Genomic DNA, 25,652 nt, shown 5'->3' on the forward strand with positions numbered 1-25,652 from the left:
GAACAACGAAGGCCGGATCGGTTCCCCGCTCCGGCCTTCGTGTCAGGAGCCCCGGCGGCGGCCGGGCGCCCCGGGGCGCGGGGGCCCTAGGAAGCCGCCGGCATTGTCTCGTGGGCAGCGGCGATTTCCTCGGCACGGGCGGCGTTGGCTTCTTCCGTCAGCTCGGCACCGGCATCGGCATCACGGGTCAGGTTCTCACCGGTCTCCGGGTCGAACAGGTGCACCTTCCGGGTGTCCAGCCATAGCTCGGCGTCGCGGCCGCCGCGGATCCGGCTGGCGGCGTCGAGGGTGACCACCACCTGCGGGCGCAGCTCGTCAGCGTCCATGTCACGGGCCAGGTTGTCCAGAAGTTCCCGCACCTCGGGGGTGGGGTCGAAGTGGATGTACCCGTACTGCTCGTTGCCCAGCCACTCCGTATGGGTGATGGGTGCCGTAAAGGTGGAACCGTGGTGGCGCTTGCTTTCCTCCACCAGGGACGCGTCCTCGAAGAACTCGGGACGGATGCCGACCAGGACCACCTTTTTGCCGGCAGCCTTCGCCGCCTTGTCCTCGGGAATGTGGATGTCGCCGACGGAGGTCTTCAGGACGCCGTTCTCCAGTGTTGCGGGCAGGAAGTTCATCGACGGGGATCCGATGAAACCGGCCACGAACAGGTTGATGGGCTGTTCATAGAGCTCGCGCGGGGAGGCGACCTGCTGCAGCACGCCCTTCTTCAGCACGGCCACCCGGTCACCCAGGGTCATGGCCTCGGTCTGGTCGTGGGTCACGTAGACACTGGTGGTGGCGAGGCGGCGCTGCATCTGCGCAATCTCCGCACGCATCTGGCCGCGCAGCTTGGCGTCCAGGTTGGAAAGCGGCTCATCGAAGAGGAACGCGTCCGCCTGACGGACAATGGCCCGGCCCATGGCCACCCGCTGGCGCTGGCCGCCGGAAAGGTTGGCCGGCTTGCGGTCGAGGTGATCCGTCAGTTCCAGTGTGGCGGCTGCGTCGGTAACCAGCTTGCGGACCTCCTCTTCCTTGTACTTGCCCTTGTTCAGGCGCAGCGGGAAGGCAATGTTTTCATACACGGTCAGGTGCGGGTAGAGCGCGTAGTTCTGGAACACCATGGCCAGGTTGCGGTCACGGGGTGCCTTGTCATTTACGCGCACACCGTTGATCAAAAGGTCGCCGGAGGTGATGTCCTCCAGGCCTACGATCATGCGCAGCAGCGTCGACTTGCCGCAGCCCGAGGGGCCCACCAGGATGATGAACTCTCCGTCAGCGATGTCCAGGCTGACATCATTGACGGCCGGGAAACCGTCGCCGTACTTCTTGACGAGGTTCTTGAGGGTAATAGATGCCATGGTTAGGGATCCTTTTCTTTCGTCCGGGTGCCGAAGGGACTAGCCCTTGACGGCGCCCTGGGTTAGGCCGGAGACGATTTGGCGCTGGAACGCCAGCACCAGGACAACTACGGGGATGGTGACAATGATCGCCGCGGCGGAGATGGCTCCGGTGGGTTCCTCGAACTGGGATGCGCCGGTGAAGAACGCCAGCGCCGCCGGTACCGGGCGCGCAGCCTCCGTGGAGGTCAGCGAAATGCCGTACACGAAGTCGTTCCAGGCGATGAAGAACGCGATGATCGCGGTGGTGAAGACGCCGGGGGCCGCCAGCGGAACTATGGCCTTGCGGAACGCCTGCCATGTGGTGGCTCCGTCAACCTGCGCGGCCTGCTCGAGTTCCCACGGGATCTGCCGGAAGAAGGCTGCCAGGGTCCAGATGGAGATCGGCAGTGTCAGGGACAGGTAGGGGATGATCAGGCCGGGCCAGGTGTCATAGAGACCGATGTTGCGCCACAGGTTGAACAGCGGGGTCACGATGGAGATCACCGGGAAAATCGAAACGCCCAGCGCCGTGGTCAGCACCAGCTTCTTGCCCGGGAAGTCCAGCCGGGCAATGGCGTAGGCGCACAGGGTAGCCAGAATGACCGCGATAAAGGTGGAGATCAGGCAGATGCCGATGGAGTTGCGCAGGCTGCTCAGGAACAGCCCCTGCGCATCGCCGACCAGGATCTGCTCGTAGTTGCTGAAGGACCACTTGGTCGGGAGGAAGGTCCCGGAGGTGAGGTCGCTGGGCAGCTTGAACGAGGTCGCGAGGATCGACGCCACCGGGAACAATGCGTACAGGACAACCAAAACCGAAATAATGGTCCAAATCGTCCGCCGTTTGGCAGGTGAGGACTTCACTTAATTACCCCCTCGGGCGCCGGAAAGGTCCACTTTGAACAGTTTGATGGCGATGAAGCAGATGATGATCACGCAGATGAACAGCAGGACCGATACGGCCGAGCCCATGCCGATTTCCAGGCGGGTAATCGACGTGCGGTAGGCCAGCAGGGAGAGCACCTCGGTCCCGTACGCACCGTTGGTCATGATGTACACGTTGTCGAAGATGCGGAAGGCGTCCAGTGCGCGGAACAGGACGGCAACCATGATGGCTGCCTTCATGTTCGGGATGATCACCTTGGACATCCGCTGCCACCAGGAGGCGCCGTCGACCTCCGCCGCTTCGGTCAGTTCGCCGGGGACCTGGGCCAGGCCGGCGAGCAGCAGCAGCGAGATGAACGGGGTGGTCTTCCAGATTTCCGACGCCATGATGACTGACAGTGCCGTCCAGGTATCCGCGAACCAGTTCAGGTCGGCGTCGACGCCCGGCACCCAGCTGAACCAGTTGTTGACGTAGCCGGAGTTGATGTCGAAGGCGTAGAACCAGGCGAAGGCCGAAACCACGGTGATGATGCCGTACGGCACGAGGATGGCGGTGCGCAGCCAGCCGCGGACGGCCTTCAGGGCACTGTTCATGATCAGGGCCAGGGCAAAGCCGAGGATCAGTTCAACCACGACAGTGATGACGGTGATCAGCACGGTGACGCCGAGGTCACGCCAGAACAAGGTGTCCGAAAGGATGGTGGCGTAGTTGCCCAGGCCGATGAACTCCCGGTCCGACGGAGCCGTGAGGCGGTACTTGAACAGGGACTCCCAGAGTGCCAGGAGGATCGGATAGGCGGTGACCGCCAGCATGATGATGAAAGCGGGTCCGGCGAGCCAGAAACCCAGCCGCCGCTCCGCCTTGGCACGGTCGCTGAGTGGCTGTTTGGGCTGGGTGGACCGGGCCGGGGCATCCCGGACCGCTTCGACGGAAGTGCTCACAGCAGTTTCTCCCCTCTAAGGACTTCGAGGATGAATTCCTGGCTCTCGGCCGGGGTGGTGTCCGGATTGACGTCGCTCGGCGGAGTCCAGGTCTGCTGGATGCCGGTGGAAATTTCGTTGTAGTACGGGGTCTGCGGGCGCGGTACGGCCAGCTCCAGCGAATCCCGGATGGTCGGTGCCATCGGGAAGGTTTCCTCGAGCCCCGGCGAGTCGTAGGCCGCTTCATTGGAGGGCGGGTTGCCGTTGGTCTCGAAGTACTGGGCCTGGTTCTCGGGGGAGACAATGCACTCGATGGCCTGGTACGCCAGATCCGGGTGCTGGCTATTCGAACCCACGCCGAGGTTGATGCCGCCCAGCGGGGGAGCAGTCTCTTCACCCTCGTTCATGGCCGGATACAGGGCCCAGCCGATGTCGTCAATGAGGGACGCCGGCAAGGCGCCTTCCTCGACCGACGCGTTGGTGGCCGGCCAGACGAACGGGTAGTTGACCATGAACGAGCCCTGGTCGCCCTGGAACTGGATCATGGAGGTGTTTTCCGTCTGGGTCGGCAGCCCGGGACCGCCCAGGCCTTCCTTGCCGATTGTGGAAACCACTTCGGCGGCCTGCTTGCCTGCGTCCGTGTCCAGCCCCAGCTTGATTTCATCCGCCGCGGCATCCGGATTCTCCACGATCTTGCCGCCGGCCGATGCCACCAGGGCGTTGACCCACACGGTCATGGATTCGGCCCGCGCGCCCTGCACGCCGATGTACTTGTCCTGGCTGCTGGCCGCTTCGATGATCTGGTCCCAGGTCACGGGCTGGGTCATGTCCAGTCCTGCCGCCGAGGCCACGGATTTGCGGTACCAGAGGATCTGGGTGTTGGCCCAGAACGGGACCGCGACGACTTTGTCCTTCCACTTCGCTCCGGCGAGGGCGCCTTCGAGGACACCCTCGGTGGTGCGCTCGGCAACATCGTCGGGAACCGGTGCCAGATATCCCGGTTCGGCATATTCGGGAACGTTGGGCGGGTCAAGGCTCATGATGTCCATGCTCTTGTCCCCGGCTGCCAGCCGTCGGGCCAGCTGTTCGCGCTGGGCGGCGGCGTCATTGGGGAGCAGGGACGTTTCGATGGTGTAGGCGCCCCCGGAAGCGTCACTGCACTGCTTCGCGAGTTCTGCCTGTCCGCCGGCATCGGGGTTGATGTACCAGGTCAATGTCGGGGCTGCGCCCTCGTCGGTTCCGCAGCCGGATAGGAGTGTCGCGCCCAGGGCCAGGGCAACGCCGGCCGCTGCCCGTGCCCCTTTCCGGGTATGCCCCCAGTATCTTGCGTCCTTTGGCATCGGTACTGTGCCTCCACCTCGTCGTAAGCGTCCCCTGCAGCCGTGCATGAGACGGACTGCACACTAAGCAGCCTTCGGCTCGACCCTATGCCTTGAACGTAATTTACGCCACATCGGAAGCCCCAAACCCGATAGCGGGTCAGGCCAGCAGCGCTGCCACCAGGACAAGGACCGGAAGCGAGGCAATGGTGGTGAGCAGGACGGTGTCCTTGGCCACCAGCACGCCTTCCTCGTAGCGGGCCGCGGCAACGAACACATTCTGGGCGGTGGGCAGCGATGCGGTCACGACGACGGCGAACAGCAGGTGTCCCTCCATGCCCAGGAGGAAGCGGGCCAGCAGGAAGGCAAGCAGCGGCTGGACAATGAGCTTGAAGGCGGAGGCCAGGACGACGTCGACCCGGCGGCCGCCGTCGGCAGTGAGCGGCCGGGAACCGACCAGGGAAATGCCGAAGGCAAGCAGCATCGCCGGAACCGCGGCCCCGCCGATCAGGGAGACGGGCTCATGGATGATTTCCGGCAGCGCGGTGCCGGTGGCACCCAGCACCAGGCCGATCAGCGAACCCACAATGATGGGGTTGCGCACCACCTGCCCGGCAAAAACCCGGAGTGAGGTCCGCCGGCCGCTGGTGGCCGAATCCATCAGCATCAGGAAGAACGGCGTGTAGAAGGCGAGCTGGAAAATCAGCACGGGCGCGATGTAGGCGGCGTCCCCGAGGACATACACGCAGATGGGCAGGCCGAGGTTGGCGGCATTCACCAGTGACGAGGACATGCCGGAGATGAGGAGCTCGGGCAGCGGACGGTGAAGCCACCAGCGGGTGGCCAGCACATACAGGCCGGCCGTGACCAGTGCGCTCAGGGCGGCCACCAGCAGCGGAAACGAGAAAACCGTGTCCAGGTCCGCATCGCTGAGGGTAATGAGCAGCAGTGCGGGGGACGCGACGAAGAACGCCAGACGGCTCAGGACGGTCTGGGCGTTTTCCCCCAGCACGCCGAGCCGGCCGATGCCGTACCCCGTGAGGATGATGATCCAGACAACTGCGAATCCGGTGAGTACCCCCAGCACCGGATGCTGCTATCCGGCGTGGGTGGGTACGTCCGGGTTCGCCATGACCTGGGTGTTGTCCAGGGCCAGCGGAGGACGCTGTGTGCCTTCGGTGACGGCTTCGGCCGGGTCTGTGCCCAGCTCCAGGATGCGGTTGGCGGAATCGACATGGACAACCGTGGGCACGAAGCTGAGGGCCTCTTCGGTGGTCATATCGGCGTAGGTGATCAGGATGACCGTGTCACCGACCTGCACCAGGTGGGCGGCGGCACCGTTGATGCCGAGCACGCCTGTTCCACGCTCGCCGGCGATGGTGTAGGTCTCCAGCCGGGCGCCGTTGGTGACGTCCACAATGGAGACAAGCTCGCCGGGCAGGATATCCGCGGCCTCGAGGAGGTCAAGATCGACCGTTACGGACCCTACGTAGTGCAGGTCGGCATGGGTCACCGTGGCGCGGTGGATTTTGGACTTAAACATTTTCCGGTTCATCGCGGACCAGTCTACGCCGATTGTGCGGAGTTTCGATCCGGGGGTTGACACCGGATGGATGAGCTGGAGCGGGCGACGGGAATCGAACCCGCGTATCAAGCTTGGGAAGCTAGCGCTCTACCATTGAGCTACGCCCGCAGTGTCCGGAGGAGATCCGGCACAATCCCTAACTTTACATGGAACCGGCGGGTTGCCTAATTCGCGTACGGACGCGCGGACGTACGGCTCAGGACAGGAGCAGCGGGCGTTATTCGCCGGCAGGCCCCGGCCCGGCATCCGAATCGGCACCGGACCGGGCGCGTTCCACAAGTTCCCGCCACCGGCCCTTCACCTGTCGTTCCGGGATGGTGACGGCCGCCGGTCCCACGGAAATCTCGTAGGTGAACCGGTCCGGTTCGTTGTCCGGGGCCTCGGGCGGATCGCTGAGGAGCGGCAGCCACCGCTCGTGTGCCTCTTCGGAGCTGACCTGCGTGCTCCAGGTGCGCTGCATACCCGAAAAGCCGCCGCTGCGCACTACCACCAGTCTCATACCATGACGTTAACCTCTGTCCACGCGGCCTGAACAGCAGTACTTTCCTCCGTGCCCGCTCCGTAGCGTTTTTCCGCGGCCGTGAGCGTGGCGGCGGCGAAGACGGCAAAGGTCGCATCCGCGGGGAAATTGGGTTCAGTGATGGTGTCGTACCAGATCCGGCCGGCGCGCTCCCAGGCATAGCCGCCCAGGGCCTTTGCCGTCAGGTAAAAGGCCCGGTTGGGGATACCCGAATTGATGTGCACGCCGCCGTTGTCCGCGGAGGTCTTCACGAAGTCCTCCATGGACGCAGGCTGCGGGTCCTTGCCGAGTACGTCGTCGTCGTAGGCGGTGCCGGGTGCCTTCAGCGACCGCAGCGCGTGCCCCTGCACCTGCGCGGTGAACAGTCCTTCGCCGACCAGCCAGCCGGCCTGGTCTGCGGTCTGCCCCAGCAGTTTCTGCTCCACCAGGACGCCGAAGACGTCCGCCACCGATTCGTTGAGTGCCCCGGCCTGGTCACGGTAGTTGAGCTGCGCCGTGTACTGGATGATGCCGTGGGTCAGCTCGTGGGCAATGACCGTGAGGGATTTGCTGAAGCGTTCGAACACTTCGCCGTCGCCGTCGCCGAGCACCATCCGGGTGCCGTCCCAGAAGGCGTTGTCGTAGTCCCGTCCGTAGTGCACCGTGGCCTCGAGCGCCCGTCCTGCGCCGTCCAGCGAGGACCGGCCGTAGGCGTCGCTGAAGAGGGCGTAGGTGGCGCCCAGACCGTCGTAGGTTTCATCTACGGCCGGGTCGCCGGTGGCCGGAGCTCCCTCGGACCGCACCACCGTGCCGGGCAGTTCCTCCATGCCGAGGGCATCGGAGATGGTGCGGCGCAGCGACGGAGTGAGCGCCGTACCGGATCCGCGGGACGGGGCGGCGTGCGGCCCTGAACGCGCCGATTCAACTTTCCTGAAGCCGGTCAGTGCCCGGCGTGCCGCCTTGGCCGCTGTTGCCTTGGCGGGGTCTTCGGCCGCGGCAAGCCGGGCCAGCAGATACGGCGGAACGATGGAGCAGATCGAAGAAGCCACGCTCGAATTGGTCACTGTACAGCCCTCCTCTGTGGTGAGGTTCCCCAGCGTAGGCTCCGGCACTGACACGGCAAGGGGCAGGACTGCAAAAACGGCATCAAATGGCCATAACGCAACCTAATCGGCTGTTTTCGGCCTTCGGCCGCCGGATCAGTCCTGTTCGGGCCGTACGGAGTCTTTCGCCTGCTCGGCGGTCTGTTCGTAGGCTGCGACCAGGGAGGCCACCACATCGGGCCCGATCTCCAGGCCGACGTCGTGTCCCGGGTTCACGGACATGCCGTACCCCGGAGCGATGCTGCGGATGGTTGCTTCACCGCTGGCTTTGACGACCACCGGTGCAGCCTCGCGCAGCTGGGCGGGGATGCGGTCCGGGGAGCTGAAGGTGGCGGCTACGGAGTACTCCGCATCGGGGGCCTTCAGGACCACGGCCTGGAAGGTGGACGGATCATCGTCCTTCGCGAGGCGCCCCACGCTGAGCAGTTCCGAGGTCCAGATGACGGACATGACCTCGCGGTTGCTGAGCCGTCCCTCCCGGCCGGCGGTGATGGCCTCTTCCAGCGCCGCGCCCGGGGCCGGGGCGTCATCATGGGCCAGCGGCATTGCCGGGATATCGGGGGTGTTGTCCGGTTCCATGGGGGACTCCTTGGGAAGGTCGGGTACCAAAACTCCAAGTCTGGCATATCCGGAGGTTACCGTGGTGGGCATGAGTCCGAACGAGAATACCCGCAGCCTGGAGGCAGGCATTGAGCGGGACTTCAGCGACAAGATGAGCTACGGGTCCTACCTGGCCCTGGATGACCTGCTCTCCGCGCAGCATCCGGTGAGCCGTCCCGAGCACCATGACGAGATGCTGTTCATCATTCAGCACCAGACCTCGGAACTGTGGCTGAAGCTGGTCCTGCATGAGCTGCGGGCCGTGCGCACCCGGCTGGCGGCGGATGACCTGCGGTCGGCGATGAAGGGCATTGCCCGGATCAAGCACATCCAGCGCTCGCTGACCGAACAGTGGTCCGTGCTGGCGACCCTGACCCCCTCCGAATACTCCGAGTTCCGCGACGACCTCGGGGCGTCCAGCGGCTTCCAGTCCTACCAGTACCGGGCGGTCGAGTTCCTGCTCGGCAACAAGAACGCGGCCATGATTTCCGTCTTTGCAGCGGACCCGGCCGCCTCCTCGCTGCTGTCCGGGCTGCTGGAGCAGACCAGCATCTATGACGAGTTCATCCGTTACCTCTCCCGCCGCGGCTACGCCGTGGCGCCGGAGCTCCTGACCCGGGACGTGACGCAGGCGCACGTGTATGACGAGTCACTGCTGGCTGTCTACAAGCACGTCTACGAGAACCCGGCCGGAAACTGGGACGTGTACGAGGCCTGCGAAGAGCTGGTGGATCTGGAAGACAACTTCCAGCTGTGGCGTTTCCGACACCTGAAGACGGTGGAACGGACCATCGGGATGAAGCGCGGAACCGGCGGATCCAGCGGTGCCGGCTTCCTCCGCCGGGCCCTCGAACTCACCTTTTTCCCCGAGCTCTACGCGGTGCGGACGGAAATCGGCCGCTAGGGAGATGCGCTATTTTTGAAGAGTGCTGATTTCTGACCGCGACATCCGAGCCGAGATTGCCGACAACCGGATTGCCCTGGACCCCTATGACCCCGCCATGGTCCAGCCCTCCAGTATCGATGTCCGCATCGACCGCTTTTTCCGGCTCTTCGACAACCATAAATACGCCCACATTGACCCCTCGCAGGATCAGTCCGAACTGACCCGCCTGGTGGAAGTGGATCCGGATGAGCCTTTCATCCTCCACCCCGGCGAGTTTGTCCTGGGTTCCACCTATGAGCAGGTCACCCTGCCCGACGACATTGCGGCGCGGCTTGAGGGCAAATCCTCGCTGGGCCGGCTCGGTCTGCTCACGCACTCGACCGCCGGTTTCATTGACCCGGGCTTTTCCGGCCACGTCACGCTGGAGCTGTCCAACATGGCAACGCTGCCCATCAAGCTGTGGCCCGGTTCCAAGATCGGCCAGCTGTGCTTCTTCCGGCTCAGCTCCCCGGCCGAGCACGCCTACGGCTCCGGCCGGTACGGCAACCGGTACCAGGGCCAGCGGGGCCCGACGGCGTCGCGCAGCCACCTGAACTTCCACCGCACGGACGTCAGTGCCGCCGGCGCCGCTAATGACGAAGATGCGGTCAACGCCTCCTAGCGGCGAGACCGTCAGGCCCATAAGCCGAACCGGAGTCAGTGCGCCGTGTCGGCGGCCGCGGGCTTCCGGGCGGCGGGGGAACGGACCGGAAGCAGGACCAGCAGGCCCGCCAGGAGCACCGCCACAATGCCGATAATGCCGTAGCGCTGCGCACCGAAAATCACGATGCACGCCGAGAACAGTGTGGGTGCCAGGAAACTGACGGCCCGCCCGGTGGTGGCATACAGGCCGAACAGTTCGCCTTCCTTGCCCTCCGGGGCGAGCCGGGCCAGGAACGCACGGGATGCGGACTGTGCCGGGCCCACAAACAGGCACAGTGCCAGGCCGAAGATCCAGAAGGTGGTGTCACCGGTCCACTGCAGGCCCAGCATGTCCTGGTCATCGGGGCCCAGCACCACAACTGCAGTACCGGCGAGGATCAGCCCGATCAGTGAACCGATGATGACGGCTTTGGGGCCGGACCGGTCGTCCAGGAAGCCGCCGATTACGGATCCGACGGCGGCCACCACATTGCCGAAGATCGCGAACATGATCACCTCGGGGAGTTCCCATCCGAAGGTTCCGGACGCGATGACGCCGCCGAAGGTGAAGACCGCTGCCAGTCCGTCCCGGAAGACGGCGCTGGCGAGCAGGAAGTAAATGGTGTGCGGGTCGGTCCGGAAAAGGGCCTTGATCCGCTGGAACAGCAGCCGGTAGGACGCCACGATCCCCAGCCGCGCCACCGCGTCCTGCCGGGGAACTTCGGGCACGGCAAACATCAGCGGCAACGCGAAGAGCAGGAACCAGACTGCGGAGAACAGGGCCACGAAACGGATATTCATACCGTCTTCGGAGGTGACCCCGAACCAGCCGACCTCCGGCTGCACAAAGCCGACGAGCACGAGCCCCAGGGCCGCAATCCCGCCAACATAGCCCATGGCCCAGCCCAGGCCGCTGATCTTGCCCACCGAGGCGGGCGTTGAAATCTGGCTGAGCATGGCGTTGTAGTTGACGCCGGCGAATTCGAAGAACAGGTTGGCTGCGGCGATCAGGGCCACACCCAGAATCAGGTAGTCGGGGGAGGGGAGGACAAACCAGCACCCCGCGACCAGGGCGCAGGTCAGCAGCGTATTGACGGTCAGCCACCTGCGGCGGTGTCCCCCGGCGTCGGAGCGCTGCCCGGTGACGGGAGCCAGGACAGCCACGGCGACGCCGGCAACGGCAAGGCCTGCGCCGAGGACGGCGGAATTGTGGTCTTTGTCGCCGAAGGAGGCGGACGTCAGGTAGACCGTGAAAACGAAGGTGGTCATCACAGCATTGAAGGAAGCGGACCCCCAGTCCCAGGCAGCCCATGCGGCCACCTGCTTCCGGCGTGTAGGTGCTGGGGCGCCCGCCGAGGGGCCTCCCGGGGGCGTGTTTTTTGTGCTGAGACTCATGCCGCAGAGCCTAGCGGCTGCGTCGCGCAGAGGCGGTATTCAGCCTCCAAAACGCCGTTTCCCGCCCCGGCCGCCGAACTGGCCGAATAGGAGAGGGCCGGTGCGGCATGGGTAGAATGGATACACCGACCTTGACCGCCCCCTTGATAACTCCAGCCGTTTGAGGCTGCACATCAATAAAAAGCCCGGGAGATCATAGTGCTGTTTGTGCTCACCGTTTTATTTGCGGTGGCATTGGCCGCGCCCTTGTTGTTCCGGCGGGTTGGCCGGTCTGCGTTCTACATTCTGGCGGCTTTCCCCGCTGCCGCCTTCGTGTGGCTGATGGCCACTTTCCCCCGTTACACGGGTGCGGACCAGACCCTGGCCTCCGGAGCGCCGAACGCGCCCCCGTCCGTCACCATCGCCTGGATTCCGGACCTCCGGGTGGAGCTTGCCTTCCGCCTGGACACGCTCTCAGCGGTGCTGTCCATCCTGATCCTCGGCGTGGGCGCCCTGGTCCTCTTCTACTGCGCACGGTACTTCCGGCCGAATGACCCCAAGATGGGCAGCTTCGGTGCACAGCTGCTCGCGTTCGCCGCCGCAATGTTCGGCCTGGTGACGGCTGATGACCTGATTCTGCTGTTCATCTTCTGGGAACTGACCACCATCCTGTCCTACCTGCTGATCGGGTACTCCGCGCATCGGCTGTCCGCCCGCCGGGCAGCGCTCCAGGCCCTGATCGTCACCACCTTCGGCGGGCTGGCGATGCTGGTCGGCATGATTGTGCTCGGCACCGTCGCCGGGACCTACCGGATCTCCGAAATCATGGCGATGGCACCCGAGCTGGCGGCCTCCGGAACGCTGGTCAATGTTGCCATTGCGCTTCTGCTGGTCGGTGCCGTCTCCAAATCAGCCCTGTTCCCGTTCCACTTCTGGCTTCCCGCGGCCATGGCGGCCCCCACTCCGGTCAGCGCCTACCTGCACGCCGCGGCCATGGTGAAAGCCGGCATCTACCTGATCGCCCGGCTGGCGCCCGGTTTCTCCGAGACGCTGCTGTGGCATCCCATCGTGCTGGTCCTGGGACTGGCCACCATGCTGCTGGGCGGCTGGCGTGCCCTGCGCCAGTTCGACGTCAAACTGATCCTCGCCTACGGCACCGTCAGCCAGCTCGGTTTCCTCACGCTGGTGGTCGGGCTGGGCAGCCGGGAAGCCGCCGTCGCCGGCCTGGGGCTGCTGCTGGCCCACGGGTTCTTCAAGGCGACGCTGTTCCTTGTGGTCGGCATCATTGACCACCAGGCCGGAACCCGGGACATCCGCAAACTCTCGGGCATCTACCGCACGGCACCGAAACTCGCCGTCGTTGCCGTGATCGGTGCGGCGTCCATGGCCGGCGTGCCGCCCCTGCTGGGCTATGTCGCCAAGGAATCCGTCTATGAGACGTTCGTGCATTACGGGGAACAGCAGGGCTCCTTCGCTGCCTGGCTCCTGCTGGCAGGCGTAGTCACCGGTTCCATCCTTACCTTCGCCTACAGTGCCCGCTTCGTCTGGGGCGCGTTCGCGGTGAAGGAAGGCTGCACGGCCACTCCCTTCAAATCTGTTTCCTGGTCCTTCCTCGCGGCCCCGGCCGTTCTCGCCGCAGCCACCGTCGTCTTCGGCCTGTGGCCCTCGCCGCTGGATTCGGTCATCGCCTCCTACGCGGATCTTTTCCCTGCGGAGGGCAAACCCACCCACCTGGCACTATGGCACGGGCTGACGCCGGCCCTCGGCCTGACCGTGCTCACCCTGGGCATCGGCGCCGTCCTGTTCCTGATGCGCCGCCGGGTGGAGTCCTTCCAAAGCTCCGTCGCGTCTCCGATTGACGCGGAGCGGACCTACCGCGGGTCCATCGGCGTGCTCGACGACGTCGCGGTGTGGGTGACGGGCCGGACGCAGCGTGGTTCGCTGACGTTCTACCTGTTTGTCATCCTGAGCATGGCGATCGTGACTCCGCTGACGGCGCTGATCCTGCGGTCCGCGCCCATGCCGCAGGACTTCCGCTGGTTCGATAACCCGCTGCAGGCCGTGATCGGCGCCGGGGTGGTCCTGGGCGCGGTAGCCGCGGCCCGCGCCACGAAGCGCTTCCTGGCCGTGCTCATGGTGTCGGTCAGCGGCTACGGCATAGCCCTGATTTTCGCCCTGCAGGGTGCCCCGGACCTGGCCCTGACACAGATGCTGGTGGAGACGATCGTCCTGGTGGCGTTTGTACTCGCCCTGCGCTCCCTGCCCGCCCGGCTCTGGAAGCGTGAACCCAAGCGGCACCGGACACTGCGGGCGCTGCTCGGCATCGCCTTCGGCGCCAGCATGGTTGTCTTCGCCATGACCGCCATGGCCTCCCGCGTGGCTGCCCCTGTTTCCCTCGACTTCCCGCCTCTGGCCTACGAGGGCGGCGGCGGCTCGAACATCGTCAACGTCACCCTGGTGGATATCCGCGCCTGGGATACCTTCGGCGAAATTACCGTGCTGGCCATCGCCGCCACCGGTCTTGCCTCGCTGATCTTCGTCCGCGGACGCGTCGACAAGCGGCGCCGGGCGGAGGGGGTGGCCACCGGTTCGGTGGACCGGGGCCGGGAGCAGTTCGCCCCCACCGGCCGCCGCCAGGCCACCCTGGCCCTGGCCCGGAAGTTCTCCAGCGTGGGCCGCGACGCCTGGCTGGTGGCCGGCCGGACCCTGGCACCCGAGCGCCGGTCCATCATCTTCGAGGTCATTACCCGGCTGCTGTTCCACTCCGTCATGCTGTTCTCGGTCTACCTGTTGATCGCCGGCCACAATGCGCCCGGCGGCGGGTTCGCCGGCGGGCTGATGGCCGGGCTCGCGCTGACCATCCGCTACCTGGCCGGAGGCCGCTTCGAGCTTGCCGAAGCGAGCCCGGTCAGCGCCGGCACCCTGCTGGGCGGCGGATTGGGTGTCATTGCCCTGTCCGCAGCTGCGCCGCTGTTCTTCGGCGGGCAGATCCTGCAGAGCGCGATCCTCAAGTTCACCTGGCCGGTCTTCGGGGAGGTCAAATTCGTCACCTCCACGATTTTCGACATCGGTGTCTACCTGGTGGTCGTGGGGCTGGTGCTGGACGTCCTGCGCACCCTCGGATCGGAAATCGACGAGCGCAGCGAGGGCGACGCCGACGACGAGGACGGCACTGACAACGACAGCATTGTGGAGGAACCCCAGATCCCGGATATTGCCACCAGCCCCGCGCCCGGCTCCCGTCCCGAAGAGGAAGAGGTGGCACGGTGACTGTGAACCTCACCCTTCTCCTGGTCATGGGGTGCCTCTACGCAGCCGGCATCTACCTGCTGCTGGAGCGGAGCCTGACCCGGGTGGTGCTGGGCCTGACCATGCTCACCAACGCCACGAACATCCTGCTCCTGGCCACGGGCGGACCCGCCGGGCTCGCGCCGATCTTCAACAAGGACCTCGCGGCGGACGCCTACAACGATCCGCTGCCGCAGGCCTTCATCCTGACCTCGATCGTGATTTCCTTCTCGGTCACCGCCTTCATGCTCGGCATCATCTACCGGTCCTGGATTCTGAGCCGGCAGGACGAGGTCCAGGACGACATTGAGGACCGCCGCGTGGCCAGCCAGAGCAGCTTCGATGCTGAAGACGACGCCGACGTCCCGGAGGACACCACGGAATTCACTCCGCCGGAGGAAGCCGAAGAGGCGCCCGGCTCCCAGCGCGGCAACACAGCAAACGAACCGGAGGCAACCCGATGAACACAGCCAGCCTTGCACCGCTGGCCGTGGTGCTTCCTGTCCTCGGAGCCGCCCTCGCCTTCATCCTGATCCGCCACCAGCGTTCCCAGCGGGTGGTGAGCATCGGCGTCCTCAGCGTCACCCTGCTGCTTGAGGTGGTGCTGCTGTCCTCCGTCTGGAACTCCGGTGCGCAGGCGGTAAACCTGGGCGCCTGGCTTCCGCCGTTCGGCATCACCATGGTCGTGGACCAGTTCTCCGCCCTGATGCTGGTGGTCTCTTCGGCCATCAGCCTCTCCGTGCTGATCTTCGCCGCCGGCCAGGGCATGGCCGACGGTGATGAAGACGGACCGATTTCCATCTTCCACCCCACCTACCTGATCCTCGTGGCCGGCGTGTCCAACGCCTTCCTGGCCGGGGACCTGTTCAACCTGTACGTCGGCTTCGAAATCCTGCTGACCGCCAGTTACGTGCTGATGACCCTGGGCGGCACCACACCGCGCATCCGGGCAGGCGTGACCTACGTGGTGGTCAGCGTGGTGTCCTCGCTGCTGTTCCTGATTTCCATTGCCATGATTTACGCCGCCACCGGCACGGTGAATATGGCGGACCTGGCGCTGAAGCTCGGTGACCTGGACCCGGCGGTGCAGCTGATGCTGCACCTGATGCTGCTGGTGGCGTTCGGCATCAAGGCCGCCGTCTTTCCGCTCTCCTTCTGGCTGCCCGACTCCTATCCCACCGCGCCGGCACCGGTCACGGCCGTTTTCGCCGGCCTGCTGACCAAGGTGGGTGTCTACGCCATGGTCCGGACGGAAACCCTGCTCTTCCCGGGCGACCGGATCAACACGCTGCTCATGGTGGTGGCGGGACTGACCATGCTGGTGGGCATTCTGGGTGCCCTGGCCCAGACCGACATCAAACGAATGCTTTCCTTCACCCTCGTGAGCCACATCGGCTACATGGTGTTCGGCCTGGCGGTGGCCACCGTGCTGGGCATCGGCTCCGCAGTGTTTTACGTGGTGCACCACATTACGGTGCAGACTTCCCTGTTCATGGTGACCGGCCTGATTGAACGCCGCGGCGGCACCGCGAACATGGACCGCCTCGGCGGGCTGGCGAAGCTTTCCCCGCTGCTGGCGGTGCTCTACTTCATTCCGGCCATCAACCTGGCCGGCATCCCGCCGTTCTCCGGGTTCCTGGGCAAGCTGGGACTGATGCAGGCAGGCGTGGAGCTGGGCACCCCGCTGGCCTACATTCTGGTGGCCGCGGGTGCAGCCACCAGCCTGCTGACCCTGCTGGTCATGGCGCGGGTCTGGAACCGGGCCTTCTGGCGGACCCCCGAGGACGCCGTCCACCCGGACCCGATCCTGCTGGCGACCAGCGGCGACGGTTCCCGCCTGCGCAATTCGGAGAATGTCAGTGAGCACTCCACCGGCCGGTTCTCCGGCCGGGATACCGTGGACCTGCTGCCCAGGACCATGGTGTACCCCACCGTGGGCCTGGTGGCCCTCGGCGTTGCCCTGACCCTGGCGGCCGGGCCGCTGTTCTCCCTCAGTGACGGAGCTGCCCGGGACCTGCTGGACCGCACCCCGTACATTGAGGCCGTCCTGGGCGAGGGGGCAGCGGAATGACCAAGCAAGCACGCATGCGAAACCGCGCCCGCGTTCCCCTGCTGCAGGAGCTGCCCCTGCTGGTCTGGCTGGTGTTCCTCTGGGGAGCGCTCTGGCAGGACTTCAGTGCCGGCAACCTGGTGTTCGGAGCGGTGATCGCCTTCTTCGTGGCGAACATCTTCTACCTCCCGCCCGTGGAGCTCAGCGGCAGGTTCAACCCGTTCTACGCAGTGCTCTTCGCCGGACGCTTTCTCTACCAGCTGGTGCAGGCCAGCTTCCACGTGTTCGGGCTGGCCCTGTTCCGCGGCCCGCAGATCCGCAACGGAGTGATCGGGGTGAAGCTGCGCAGCAGGTCGGACCTGCTGGTCACGGCCACCGGGCACGTGCTGTCACTGATTCCCGGCTCGCTGGTAGTCGACGTCGACCGTTCCACCTCAACCCTGTACCTGCACGCACTGAATGTGTCCACGGCGGAGCAGGCGGAAAAGGTGCGCGAAGAAGCATTGAACGCGGAGGCGTGGCTGATCCGCACCATGGGAACCAAAGAGGAGCTGGCCGCCCTGCGCGCCGAAACCGCTGAGACACGTAAACGAAAGATCGGAGGCCGGGCATGATGAGCGTAGCCGTGGTGGCGGTATCCATCATGCTGGCCGTGGCCGGTGCCGGTGCCATTTACCGGATTGCCCGCGGCCCCTCCATCCTGGACCGGGTGCTGGCCTCGGACGTCCTGCTGGCCATCGTCGGCGCGGCCCTGGTCACGGACATGATCGTTTACCGAAACCTCGATTACCTGGCCCTGCTGGTGGCCATTTCCCTGATCGGCTTCATCGGGTCCGTGACGGTTGCCCGCTTCGTGACGGACAGGCGGTAGGACCATGGAAGAGACCGTTTATGACGCCATAACGGCCGTGCTGATGCTCGGCGGCGCGTTGATGTCCCTGGCCGCGGCCATCGGCCTGATGAGGTTCCCGGACCTGCTGAGCCGCATGCATGCAGCCACTAAACCCCAGGTGCTCGGGCTGCTGCTGTTCCTGCTGGCGCTGGCCGTGGAATTCCGCAGCTGGAAGCTGCTGCCGGTCCTGGCCGTGGTGTGGATCTTCATGCTCCTGACCGCGCCCGTCTCCGCGCACATGGTGGGCCGCGCCGGGTACCGGACCAAGCACCTGCGGCCCGAACTGCTGGTCATCGATGAGCTGGACGACGTCGTCGAGCGTGCCCAGCGCCTGCTGCGGGAAGCCGAAGAGGAAGTCCTGGAAGACGACGAGGACGATCCGCAGGTGGACGACGATCCGGGGCACACCTACACGGGGGAGCTCGACGACGATGAGATGCTGCGCAGCCGCGGAACCGCAGCCGGCGGGTTAAACAGCAACGCCCAGCGCCCGGGACAAAATCCCGAGGGCTGAGCGCAGCTTCTCCGCCCGGGGCGGAAGATGCGGTCTAGACGATTTCCGGCGTCTTCTGGTAACGCTGGATGGCCCGCTGCGTGCCGCGGTTCGTGAGGACGCGGATCACCGAACTGACAGCGCCGGAGACCACGGCGAAAACCACTGCGGAGCGCAGGCTGTTTTCCAGGCTGCCCTCGGCATCCTTGGGCGGCTCGTTGCCGGTGGCCTTGGTCCAGATGAAGTCAATCACCTTGGCGGCGACGATACCGGAGAGGATGCTCGCTCCGGTTCCAAGCAGTTTGAGGATCAGGTTCATGAATACTCCTAGCTTCGGGCGTTTTTCCTAACCCTACGGTACCCGTCTGCCCGTGACCGGATCGGGGCGCGTGTGTAGAGTGGAACCGCAAACATACGACAGGGGAGCGCCGTCCCGCATCAGGTCCTTCGGACCGCGGAGATGAGGCGCTGAGAGTGCGGATCTCCGCAGACCCTCGAACCTGATCCGGTTAGTACCGGCGAAGGGAGTCGAGATCTCAGGGAAGTGCACCCGCGGGCCGGCAGCTGCCGGGCCCAGGGGAAACCACCGGTTCGCCGGGGGCTGCATTGCCCTCCCCTCCTGATATCAGGAGGACATCATGAAAGATCTTTCCGCAGCACCCCGCCGATCCCGGCCCGCAGCCTCCGGGCGCACCTGGCGGGTGGTGGATATTGTGGTTGCTTCCGTTCTGGCGGTGGCCGTTGGCGTCATCTTCTGGGCCTGGGGCCTGGGCTACGCCGGAATCAGTGCGCTGACCTCGGCCTTTCCGCCGCTGGCGGGTCTGTATGCGGGCGGCTGGCTGATTGCCGGAGTGCTGGGCGGGCTCATCATCCGCAGGCCGGGAGCCGCCCTCTACTGCGAAATGCTTGCCGCTGCCGTCTCGGGAGTGCTGGGCACCCAGTTTGGCCTGACCGTCCTGCTTTCCGGATTCCTGCAGGGTCTCGGTGCCGAGCTGGTGTTCCTGCTGTTCCTGTACCGCAGGTTCTCCCTTCCCGTGGCACTGCTGGCCGGGATGCTGTCCGGAGTGTTCCTCGGACTGAGCGAGAACGTGCTGTACAACGTGGAATGGGCGGCACAGTGGAAGCTGCTGTACGTCCTGCTCACCGCGGTCTCGGGTGCGCTGCTCGCCGGCGGGCTGTCCTGGCTGGCGGCCCGCGCCCTGGCCCGGACGGGCGCCCTGGCGCCGTTCGCCTCGGGCCGGACAGGAACGGCGTAACGGTGCTGTTCGGCAGGAAGCGCCAAGGGCACACGTCCGGCCACACACCCGCGGCCGTTTCGGTGCGGCCCGGCGGCGCCGTTGAACCGGAAGCCGGCTCCCGGGTCCGGTCCCGCCCGGCGGCAGTGACTGCCCGCGGCTGGGGCTGGCGGCACGGAGGCAGGTCCGCGCAGGCGGTGTCCGGAGTGGACCTGACGGTTTCCCCCGGGGAGCGTGTGCTGCTGCTGGGCGCCTCAGGCGCCGGAAAGTCCACGTTCCTGCATGCCCTGGCCGGCGTGCTGGGTCCTGACACCGGAGGGGAGGAGCAGGGCAGCCTGACCCTGGACGGCAACCATCCCTCGGATCCGGCCGCCCGGGGCAGGACCGGGCTGGTTCTGCAGGATCCGGAGTCCCAGACGGTCCTGTCCCGGGTAGGGGACGAAGTGGCGTTCGGCGCGGAGAACCTCGCCGTCCCGGCCGCGGAAATCTGGCCCCGCGTGCACGCAGCCCTGGCCGACGTCGGGCTCCGGGTTCCGCTGGACCGCTCCACCTCCGCACTCTCCGGGGGACAGAAGCAGCGCCTGGCCCTGGCCTCCGTGATGGCCATGGAACCGGGCCTGCTGCTGCTTGATGAACCGACGGCCAACCTGGACCCGGACGGGGTGGGCGATGTCCGGGACGCCGTCACCCGGGTGCTCAACCGCACCGGGGCAACCCTCATTGTGGTTGAACACCGCGTGGACGTCTGGGCAGGCATTGTGGACCGGGTGGTGGTGCTTGCCTCCGAAGGCGGGGTGCTTGCCGACGGCACGCCGGAACAGGTGCTGGGCAGTCCGGAGCACCGGCACACCCTGGCCGACGCCGGCGTCTGGCTTCCCGGCACCACCCCGGCCATCCCGGGCGGTGCCTGGACCCCGCCCGCCGCAGGACCCTGCCTGCTTCAGGCCCGCGGGCTCGCCGTGGCCCGTTCGGTCCGCGGCCCCGCCGTGCTGTCCGGCGCGGACCTGACCCTGGACGCCGGAACCGCCGTCGGCATCACGGGACCCAACGGTGCCGGCAAATCCACCCTGGCCCTGACCCTGGGCGGACTGCTCCGGCCGCGGAACGGCACCCTGGCCGCGGCCCCTGCGCTGGCCGGAACCGCCCGCCCGGAACCCGGCCGCTGGACCTCGGCGCAGCTCGTGGGGCGCATCGGTACCGTCTTCCAGGAACCCGAACACCAATTCCTGACCAATACCGTACGGGACGAACTCGCGTTCGGCCCCCGGCGGCTGGGGCGGCACACCGAGGGGCAGGTGCTGGCCCGGGTGCAGCTCCTGGCTGAGCGGCTCCGGCTGGACGGCCTGCTCGAGGCCAACCCCTTCACCCTCTCCGGCGGGGAGAAACGGCGGCTGTCCGTGGCCACCATGCTCGCCACGGAACCGGCCATCCTGCTGCTGGATGAACCGACCTTCGGGCAGGACGCCCGGACCTGGGCGGAACTTGTGGCACTGCTGCGGGAGCAGCTGGACGAGGGACGCTGCATGGTGTCCGTAACGCACGATGCGGAGTTTATTGAAGCGCTCGGCTCCCGGAACCTCAGGGCGGCGGATGGAGTGCTGGCTGCCGGTGTTCCCTCCGGGGTCCTGGATACGGGTACAGATGAAGCCCGGAGGCAGCAGTGAGCGCCGCCGATGCCGGGGCGCCGGCCCGTCCCGCCGGAACCTTCCTCGCCCGTGCCAACCCGCTGTCCAAACTCACATCGGCGGTGCTCCTGACCCTGGCGGTGCTGATCACCGTGGACTGGGTGAGCGCCGTCGTCGTCCTCACCGCCGAACTGGCCCTGCTGCCGCTGCTGCACATCAAGGTGTCCACACTGGTGCGCCGGATCTGGCCGCTGCTGGCCGCGGCGCTGATTGGCGCGTGGGGCACCGCGCTGCTGGCCGAGAAGACGGGGACGGTGCTGTGGGAAGCCGGTCCGCTGCTGTTTACCTCCGGGTCCGTGGCCGCCGGCATCGCCATCGGGCTGCGCGGCCTGGCGATCGCGCTGCCCGGAATCTACCTGTTGACCAGCACCGACCCCACGGACCTGGCGGATGCCCTGGCGCAGAAGCTGCGGCTGCCGCACCGGTTTGTCCTGGGGGCGCTGGCGGGCATGCGGCTGGTGGGCCTGCTGGTGGAGGAATGGCGCACCATCGGGTTGGCGCGGCATGCCCGCGGTGCAGGTCCCGACGCCGGGGGAGCGGCCCGCCTGAAGGGTTTCGCCGGGCAGTCCCTGGCGCTGCTGGTGCAGGCCATCCGCCGGGCCACCCGCCTCGCAACGGCTATGGAAGCACGCGGCTTCGGGGCGGCGGACCGGACCTGGGCCCGAACCTCGACGTTCAGCAGCGTTGACGGCTTCGTGTTCGCCGCGGGGGTGGCCGTGTCCGCGGCGGCCGTCACGGCAGCCGTGGCGGCCGGAACGTTCAACTTCATCCTGGCCTAGGAATCCTGGCCTAGGGTCCCTGCCCGGCGGGTCCGGCCGGGCCGGGACGGTCAGAGGGCCGTGTCCGCCAGCCCGGCCAGTTCGGCGTTCAGGTCAGCCGAGAATGCCAGCTCCCGGCCGTCGATGGAGCGCACCGGCACCAGCAGCCGGATACTGGAGGCCAGCCAGACGCCGTCGGCAGCGAACAGGTCCTCGGGCACCAGCGGCCCGTATCCCAGCTCCCAGCCGGCGGCCTCGGCGGCCCGGAACAGGGCATCCTGCGTGGTTCCGGCGAGGATGCCGCTTTTGCGTTCCGGGGTGACCAGGGTGCGGACGCCGCCGCGTTCGCGGGCGAGCACCACGGTCGACGTGGGTCCCTCCAGCACCTTGCCGTCCGATGAGGTGAAAATCGCGTCGTCTGCCCCGTTCTGCCGCGCATAACGCAGGGCCGCCATGTTCACGGCGTAGGACAGCGTCTTGGCGCCCAGCAGCAGCCAGGGCGCGCGGGCGGCAGCCAGGCTGTCATAACCGCGGTCCAGGAGCAGGACCTTGATGCCCTTGGTGCGCTGATCTGCGGCATCGGCGGCCGCGGTCACCTGCACCCACGCGGTGGGTGCTGCGGCCCCCTCGACGCCGCGGGTCACCACGAGTTTTACTGCGGCCCGGCCGCCGGGGACGGCGCCGTGGTCCCCGGCGTCCGCGTGCAGGCGGAGCGCGGTGGCGATGGCGCGTTCCCAGGAGGCACGCGGGGGAATGTCCAGTTCAAGCTGCTGCGCCGAGGACGCCAGCCGGTCCAGATGGGCATGGGGCTTGCGCGGCACCGAGTCCACGGCCAGCAGGGATTCGAAGATGCCGTCTCCGCGGGTCACGCCCAGGTCATTGATCATCAGCTGGGGCACACCGGCGTCGGCCGGCCGCCCGTCGGGAAAGGCGGTATCCAGGAAAACCAGAACAGTCATGGCTTCAGACTAGCCTCGACGGGCACGGCATCGGCGGCGGGACAGATAGGCTGTCTGAAGGGCGGCGCGATGAGGAGTGCGGGTGTGTGGTGGTCTCTGACCGGTTTTGACTTTACCGGGTGGGTAGCGGCGGTGCTGACCGTCGTGGACTACGCGATCCGGATCATCGCCCTGGGCGTGGTGCCCGGCAACCGCCGTCCCACGACGGCCATGGCCTGGCTGTTGTGTATTTTCTTCCTGCCGATTCCGGGGATCATCCTCTTTTCACTCTTCGGCAACCACCGGTTGTCCGAGCACCGGGTGAGCCGGCAGGCGGAAATCAGCCGTCTTGTCCGCGAAAACACCAATGAGCTGGAAGCCGAAGACACCAACTACGGCGGTCCGGAGTGGGTGCTTAACGCGGCGGAACTCAACCGGCGGCTTGGGTCCTTCCCCACACTGGACGGCAACAAGGTGGAGCTGCAGCGGGACTACGCCGAGTCCATTGCCGAAATGACCGAGGCGGTGAGAACCGCCAAGCGTTATGTGCACGTGGAGTTCTACATCATCGGATATGACGCCGTCACCCGGGATTTCTTCCGCGCCCTGACCAACGCCGCCGAGCGCGGCGTCACCGTCCGGCTGCTGTTTGACCACATCGGCACCATCCGGATTCCCGGTTACCGCAAGCTCCTGCGGGAACTGCGCGGCAGCCATATCCAGTGGCGGCGGATGCTGCCCGTTGAGCCGTTCCGCGGGCACTGGCGCCGTCCGGACCTGCGCAATCACCGCAAAATCCTGGTAGTGGACGGCGCAGTGGCTTTCACCGGCTCCCAGAACCTCGTGGAACCGGCCTACAACAAGCGCCGCAACCACCGCTCCGGCCGCAAATGGGTCGAGCTGATGGCCCGGGTGGAGGGCCCGGTGGTGGATGAACTCAGCGTGGTATTTGCCACCGACTGGAACGCCGAGACGGACGAGAACCTGGAACGGGAACTGAGCCTGTATGACTGGTCCTATGATCCCGGCAACGTCACCTGCCAAGTGGTGCCCAGCGGACCCGGATTCAGCACCGAAAACAACCTGCGGCTCTTCGCCTCCCTCATCTACTCCGCCAGTGACCGCATCTCCATCACCAGCCCGTACTTCGTTCCCGATGACACGCTGCTGTACGCGGTGACGACGGCGGCGCAGCGCGGCGTGGCAGTGGAACTGTTCGTCTCGGAAAAGGGAGACCAGTTCCTCGTGGACCATGCGCAGCGCTCCTACTATGAGGCGCTGCTGCGAGCCGGGGTCCGGATCTACCAATACCCCAAACCGCTGGTGCTGCATGCCAAACACTTCACCATCGACAACGAGGTGGCGGTGCTGGGTTCGAGCAACATGGATATGCGTTCCTTCTCGCTGAACCTGGAGGTGTCGGTGATGATGTTCGACGGCACCATCGTGGAGCAGATGCGCCGCGTCGAGGACACCTACCGTTCCCTGTCGAAGGAACTGATCCTGGACAACTGGGTGGGCCGGCCGGTCTGGCAGCGGTACATCGACAATGTGGCCCGGCTGACGGCCACGCTGCAGTAGGCTCTGTACCCGGTTCCGGACGCCCCGCCGCCGCTATTGCCGCTGCTGCGTTTCCCGCCGCAGCCGGGCCAGGACCGCGTCCAGCGCCGCCTGGGCGTCGCCCCCCGGGCCCACGAGCCGGACGGTGAGGTCCGCCGCGGCAGCGGCGTCGTCGTCGGCCGCCCACCGGCGTTCCTGCGCCGCCCACCGCTCCCAGTGCGGCGCGTAGGTGCCGCCGTCGCGGTCCAGTGCGCAGCGGCGCCGGACGTTTTCCTCGCCCGCCACCCATACCGTGGCGTCCAGCAGCGGCCGCGCGGCCCGGTGGGTGGCACCGACGCCTTCGAAGACCACGACGTCGGCGGGGTCGGTGGTGTGCAGGGAACCGCTGCGGCCGGCGGTCCAGTCCCAGGCCCGCCACCGCGCCGGGCGTCCTGCGGCCAGGGGGCGCAGGACCCGCTCGCGGTAGCAGGTCATTCCGGATTCCAGCCCGTCCCAGCCGGGATAGACGTCCTCCAAGTGGAACAGCCGCACAGTGCCATAGCGGGACATTGCCGCGGCAATTCCTGAAGCCAGGGTGGTTTTCCCTGCACCGGAGAAGCCGTCCACTGCAATCAGCAGGGGCGCCCCGGGCTCAGCAGCCATCGCCGCGGTTGCCTGGGCGCAGGGTGCTGGAGCGGAACATTCTTCCACCCTAGCGAAGATTCTCAGACCCTCAGGAGCAGCTCCGCACAGGGGATCAGGAACCAGCCGTCCGGGGCTGCGGACCACTCCTGCCATCCCGCGGCAAGCCGCTCCAGCTCCTGCCGGTCCGCCAGCCCGCGGTCCAGCGACTGTTCGGCGAAGGCGGAATGCAGGATGCGCTCGGACCAGGACCCGGCGAACGCTCTCCGCTCTTCCGGTGTGGCGTAGAGCCAGTTGGAGGAGGAGGGCACGACGTCGGTGAATCCGGCCTCGAGCGCCCAGCCGAGCAGGTGCCTGCCGGCATCCGGCTCGGCGGAGTTGCCGCGGGCAATCTCCTGGTAGATCCGCATCCATTGAGCCAGCTCCGGGGTGGGCGGATGCCAGATCATGCCGGAGAAATCCGCGTCACGCACCGCCACCAGTCCGCCCGGCCTGGCAACGCGGCGCATTTCCCGCAGCGCCGCCACCGGATCCATCAGGTGCTGGAGCACCTGGTGGGCGTGCACCACGTCGAAGGTTTCGTCCGGAAAGTCGAGGTCATAGACGTTGCCGGCAACAAAGGAGGCATTGTCCAGTCCCCGCGCGGCAGCCCCGGACCGGGCGGAGACAAGGACATCTTCGGAGGAGTCCAGGCCCGTCACGGAACCCGGGGCAACGAGCGCCGCGAAACCCGCGGTAATGCTGCCGGGGCCGCAGCCGACGTCGAGCACGCTGGTTCCCGGCGTCAATTCCGGCAGCAGGTATGCGGCACAGTCCTGCGCGGTGCGCACGGCATGGGCGTCCACCACGCTGCGGTGATGGCCGTGGGAATAGGTTTCGGAAGCCATGGCAGGACCCTACCTTCCGCCGGCGCGGGGG

25 protein-coding genes, 1 tRNA gene, 1 pseudogene and 1 riboswitch are annotated in these 25,652 nt (G+C 66.6%); of the genes and pseudogenes, 12 read left to right on the top strand and 15 right to left on the bottom strand.

Annotation, left to right across the window (positions count from 1 at the left end):
- Window positions 1-86: 86 nt before the first annotated feature.
- The 10 genes from GD627_RS03200 to GD627_RS03245 all read right to left on the bottom strand — a co-directional run bounded on the left by GD627_RS03200 (window position 87) and on the right by GD627_RS03245 (window position 8,252).
- Window positions 87-1,343, bottom strand: coding sequence for an ABC transporter ATP-binding protein (locus GD627_RS03200; protein ID WP_146360606.1), 1,257 nt, complete (start codon window positions 1,341-1,343; stop codon window positions 87-89).
- 39 nt (window positions 1,344-1,382) lie between these two features.
- Window positions 1,383-2,225 carry a carbohydrate ABC transporter permease gene (locus GD627_RS03205; RefSeq protein WP_152271321.1) on the bottom strand — a complete coding sequence of 281 codons (843 nt, stop codon included), beginning with the start codon at window positions 2,223-2,225 and terminating at the stop codon, window positions 1,383-1,385.
- A complete protein-coding gene (locus GD627_RS03210) occupies window positions 2,226-3,188 on the bottom strand; it encodes a carbohydrate ABC transporter permease (RefSeq protein ID WP_152271322.1) in 963 nt (320 codons plus the stop codon). It abuts the gene before it with no gap.
- Entirely contained in the window at window positions 3,185-4,507 is a 1,323-nt protein-coding gene (locus GD627_RS03215) for an extracellular solute-binding protein (RefSeq protein WP_152271323.1), read from the bottom strand. Before GD627_RS03215 ends, GD627_RS03210 begins: the two co-directional genes overlap by 4 nt.
- Before the next feature lie 139 nt (window positions 4,508-4,646).
- Entirely contained in the window at window positions 4,647-5,573 is a 927-nt protein-coding gene (locus GD627_RS03220) for an AEC family transporter (RefSeq protein WP_152271324.1), read from the bottom strand.
- 9 nt (window positions 5,574-5,582) lie between these two features.
- Window positions 5,583-6,041, bottom strand: coding sequence for an aspartate 1-decarboxylase (panD, locus tag GD627_RS03225; protein WP_186764180.1), 459 nt, complete (start codon window positions 6,039-6,041; stop codon window positions 5,583-5,585).
- A gap of 64 nt (window positions 6,042-6,105) precedes the next feature.
- Window positions 6,106-6,179 (bottom strand) — tRNA-Gly (locus GD627_RS03230).
- Between the two features lie 109 nt (window positions 6,180-6,288).
- Window positions 6,289-6,570, bottom strand: a complete 282-nt coding sequence (locus GD627_RS03235; RefSeq protein ID WP_152271325.1) for a protealysin inhibitor emfourin — start codon at window positions 6,568-6,570, stop codon at window positions 6,289-6,291.
- Window positions 6,567-7,634: a M4 family metallopeptidase gene (locus GD627_RS03240; RefSeq protein WP_246165281.1), complete on the bottom strand. Its 1,068-nt coding sequence runs from the start codon at window positions 7,632-7,634 to the stop codon at window positions 6,567-6,569. Before GD627_RS03240 ends, GD627_RS03235 begins: the two co-directional genes overlap by 4 nt.
- Window positions 7,635-7,769: 135 nt before the next feature.
- The gene (locus GD627_RS03245; RefSeq protein WP_194265947.1) at window positions 7,770-8,252 is read right to left on the bottom strand and encodes an SseB family protein; all 483 of its coding nucleotides are present in this window, start codon (window positions 8,250-8,252) and stop codon (window positions 7,770-7,772) included.
- A gap of 70 nt (window positions 8,253-8,322) precedes the next feature.
- Here GD627_RS03245 and GD627_RS03250 point away from each other — a divergent pair, with 70 nt between their 5' ends.
- Both GD627_RS03250 and dcd read left to right on the top strand, forming a co-directional pair.
- Window positions 8,323-9,177: a tryptophan 2,3-dioxygenase gene (locus GD627_RS03250; RefSeq protein WP_146360620.1), complete on the top strand. Its 855-nt coding sequence runs from the start codon at window positions 8,323-8,325 to the stop codon at window positions 9,175-9,177.
- A gap of 22 nt (window positions 9,178-9,199) precedes the next feature.
- Complete coding sequence (dcd, locus tag GD627_RS03255) at window positions 9,200-9,820, top strand: dCTP deaminase (protein ID WP_152271327.1); 621 nt, start codon at window positions 9,200-9,202, stop codon at window positions 9,818-9,820.
- 35 nt (window positions 9,821-9,855) lie between these two features.
- Here the strand turns inward: dcd and GD627_RS03260 are convergent, their stop codons facing one another.
- Window positions 9,856-11,235, bottom strand: coding sequence for an MFS transporter (locus GD627_RS03260; RefSeq protein WP_152271328.1), 1,380 nt, complete (start codon window positions 11,233-11,235; stop codon window positions 9,856-9,858).
- Between the two features lie 198 nt (window positions 11,236-11,433).
- Between GD627_RS03260 and GD627_RS03265 the strand changes: the two genes are divergently transcribed.
- The 6 genes and pseudogenes from GD627_RS03265 to mnhG form a co-directional block, all read left to right on the top strand.
- A complete protein-coding gene (locus GD627_RS03265; protein ID WP_152271329.1) occupies window positions 11,434-14,484 on the top strand; it encodes a Na+/H+ antiporter subunit A in 3,051 nt (1,016 codons plus the stop codon).
- A complete protein-coding gene (locus tag GD627_RS03270; RefSeq protein WP_146360628.1) occupies window positions 14,481-14,966 on the top strand; it encodes a Na(+)/H(+) antiporter subunit C in 486 nt (161 codons plus the stop codon). Before GD627_RS03265 ends, GD627_RS03270 begins: the two co-directional genes overlap by 4 nt.
- Window positions 14,963-16,573, top strand: a complete 1,611-nt coding sequence (locus tag GD627_RS03275) for a Na+/H+ antiporter subunit D (RefSeq protein ID WP_152271330.1) — start codon at window positions 14,963-14,965, stop codon at window positions 16,571-16,573. The genes GD627_RS03270 and GD627_RS03275 overlap by 4 nt, the downstream gene beginning before the upstream one ends.
- Entirely contained in the window at window positions 16,570-17,166 is a 597-nt protein-coding gene (locus tag GD627_RS03280; RefSeq protein WP_246165284.1) for a Na+/H+ antiporter subunit E, read from the top strand. Before GD627_RS03275 ends, GD627_RS03280 begins: the two co-directional genes overlap by 4 nt.
- Window positions 17,166-17,423, top strand: coding sequence for an MrpF/PhaF family protein (locus GD627_RS03285; protein WP_146361660.1), 258 nt, complete (start codon window positions 17,166-17,168; stop codon window positions 17,421-17,423). Before GD627_RS03280 ends, GD627_RS03285 begins: the two co-directional genes overlap by 1 nt.
- Before the next feature lie 4 nt (window positions 17,424-17,427).
- Window positions 17,428-17,814, top strand: a pseudogene (mnhG, locus tag GD627_RS16730) (monovalent cation/H(+) antiporter subunit G); the annotation flags it as partial.
- 178 nt (window positions 17,815-17,992) lie between these two features.
- On the opposite strand, the gene GD627_RS03295 reads toward mnhG, so the two are convergent.
- The gene (locus GD627_RS03295; protein WP_146360634.1) at window positions 17,993-18,256 is read right to left on the bottom strand and encodes a DUF4235 domain-containing protein; all 264 of its coding nucleotides are present in this window, start codon (window positions 18,254-18,256) and stop codon (window positions 17,993-17,995) included.
- A gap of 90 nt (window positions 18,257-18,346) precedes the next feature.
- Window positions 18,347-18,481, top strand: a riboswitch (TPP riboswitch).
- Window positions 18,482-18,575: 94 nt separating this feature from the next.
- Here GD627_RS03295 and GD627_RS03300 point away from each other — a divergent pair.
- The 3 genes from GD627_RS03300 (at window position 18,576) to GD627_RS03310 (ending at window position 21,636) form a co-directional block, all read left to right on the top strand.
- On the top strand, window positions 18,576-19,193 hold the full coding sequence (locus GD627_RS03300; protein ID WP_152271331.1) for an ECF transporter S component: 618 nt from the start codon (window positions 18,576-18,578) through the stop codon (window positions 19,191-19,193).
- Between the two features lie 62 nt (window positions 19,194-19,255).
- Entirely contained in the window at window positions 19,256-20,836 is a 1,581-nt protein-coding gene (locus GD627_RS03305; protein ID WP_152271749.1) for an ABC transporter ATP-binding protein, read from the top strand.
- Window positions 20,833-21,636, top strand: coding sequence for an energy-coupling factor transporter transmembrane component T family protein (locus GD627_RS03310; protein ID WP_152271332.1), 804 nt, complete (start codon window positions 20,833-20,835; stop codon window positions 21,634-21,636). The genes GD627_RS03305 and GD627_RS03310 overlap by 4 nt, the downstream gene beginning before the upstream one ends.
- Window positions 21,637-21,686: 50 nt before the next feature.
- Here the strand turns inward: GD627_RS03310 and GD627_RS03315 are convergent, their stop codons facing one another.
- Entirely contained in the window at window positions 21,687-22,574 is an 888-nt protein-coding gene (locus GD627_RS03315) for an aminodeoxychorismate lyase (RefSeq protein ID WP_152271333.1), read from the bottom strand.
- Between the two features lie 69 nt (window positions 22,575-22,643).
- Here GD627_RS03315 and cls point away from each other — a divergent pair, with 69 nt between their 5' ends.
- The gene (gene cls / locus GD627_RS03320) at window positions 22,644-24,134 is read left to right on the top strand and encodes a cardiolipin synthase (protein ID WP_152271334.1); all 1,491 of its coding nucleotides are present in this window, start codon (window positions 22,644-22,646) and stop codon (window positions 24,132-24,134) included.
- A gap of 33 nt (window positions 24,135-24,167) precedes the next feature.
- Here cls and GD627_RS03325 read toward each other — a convergent pair whose 3' ends face one another.
- Together GD627_RS03325 and GD627_RS03330 are read right to left on the bottom strand one after the other, a co-directional pair.
- Window positions 24,168-24,755 carry a nucleoside/nucleotide kinase family protein gene (locus GD627_RS03325; RefSeq protein WP_152271335.1) on the bottom strand — a complete coding sequence of 196 codons (588 nt, stop codon included), beginning with the start codon at window positions 24,753-24,755 and terminating at the stop codon, window positions 24,168-24,170.
- A gap of 62 nt (window positions 24,756-24,817) precedes the next feature.
- Window positions 24,818-25,621: a methyltransferase domain-containing protein gene (locus tag GD627_RS03330; RefSeq protein WP_152271336.1), complete on the bottom strand. Its 804-nt coding sequence runs from the start codon at window positions 25,619-25,621 to the stop codon at window positions 24,818-24,820.
- Window positions 25,622-25,652: the final 31 nt, after the last annotated feature.

Source organism: Arthrobacter yangruifuii, from assembly GCF_009192775.1.
GTDB classification, from domain to species: Bacteria; Actinomycetota; Actinomycetes; order Actinomycetales; family Micrococcaceae; genus Arthrobacter_B; species Arthrobacter_B yangruifuii.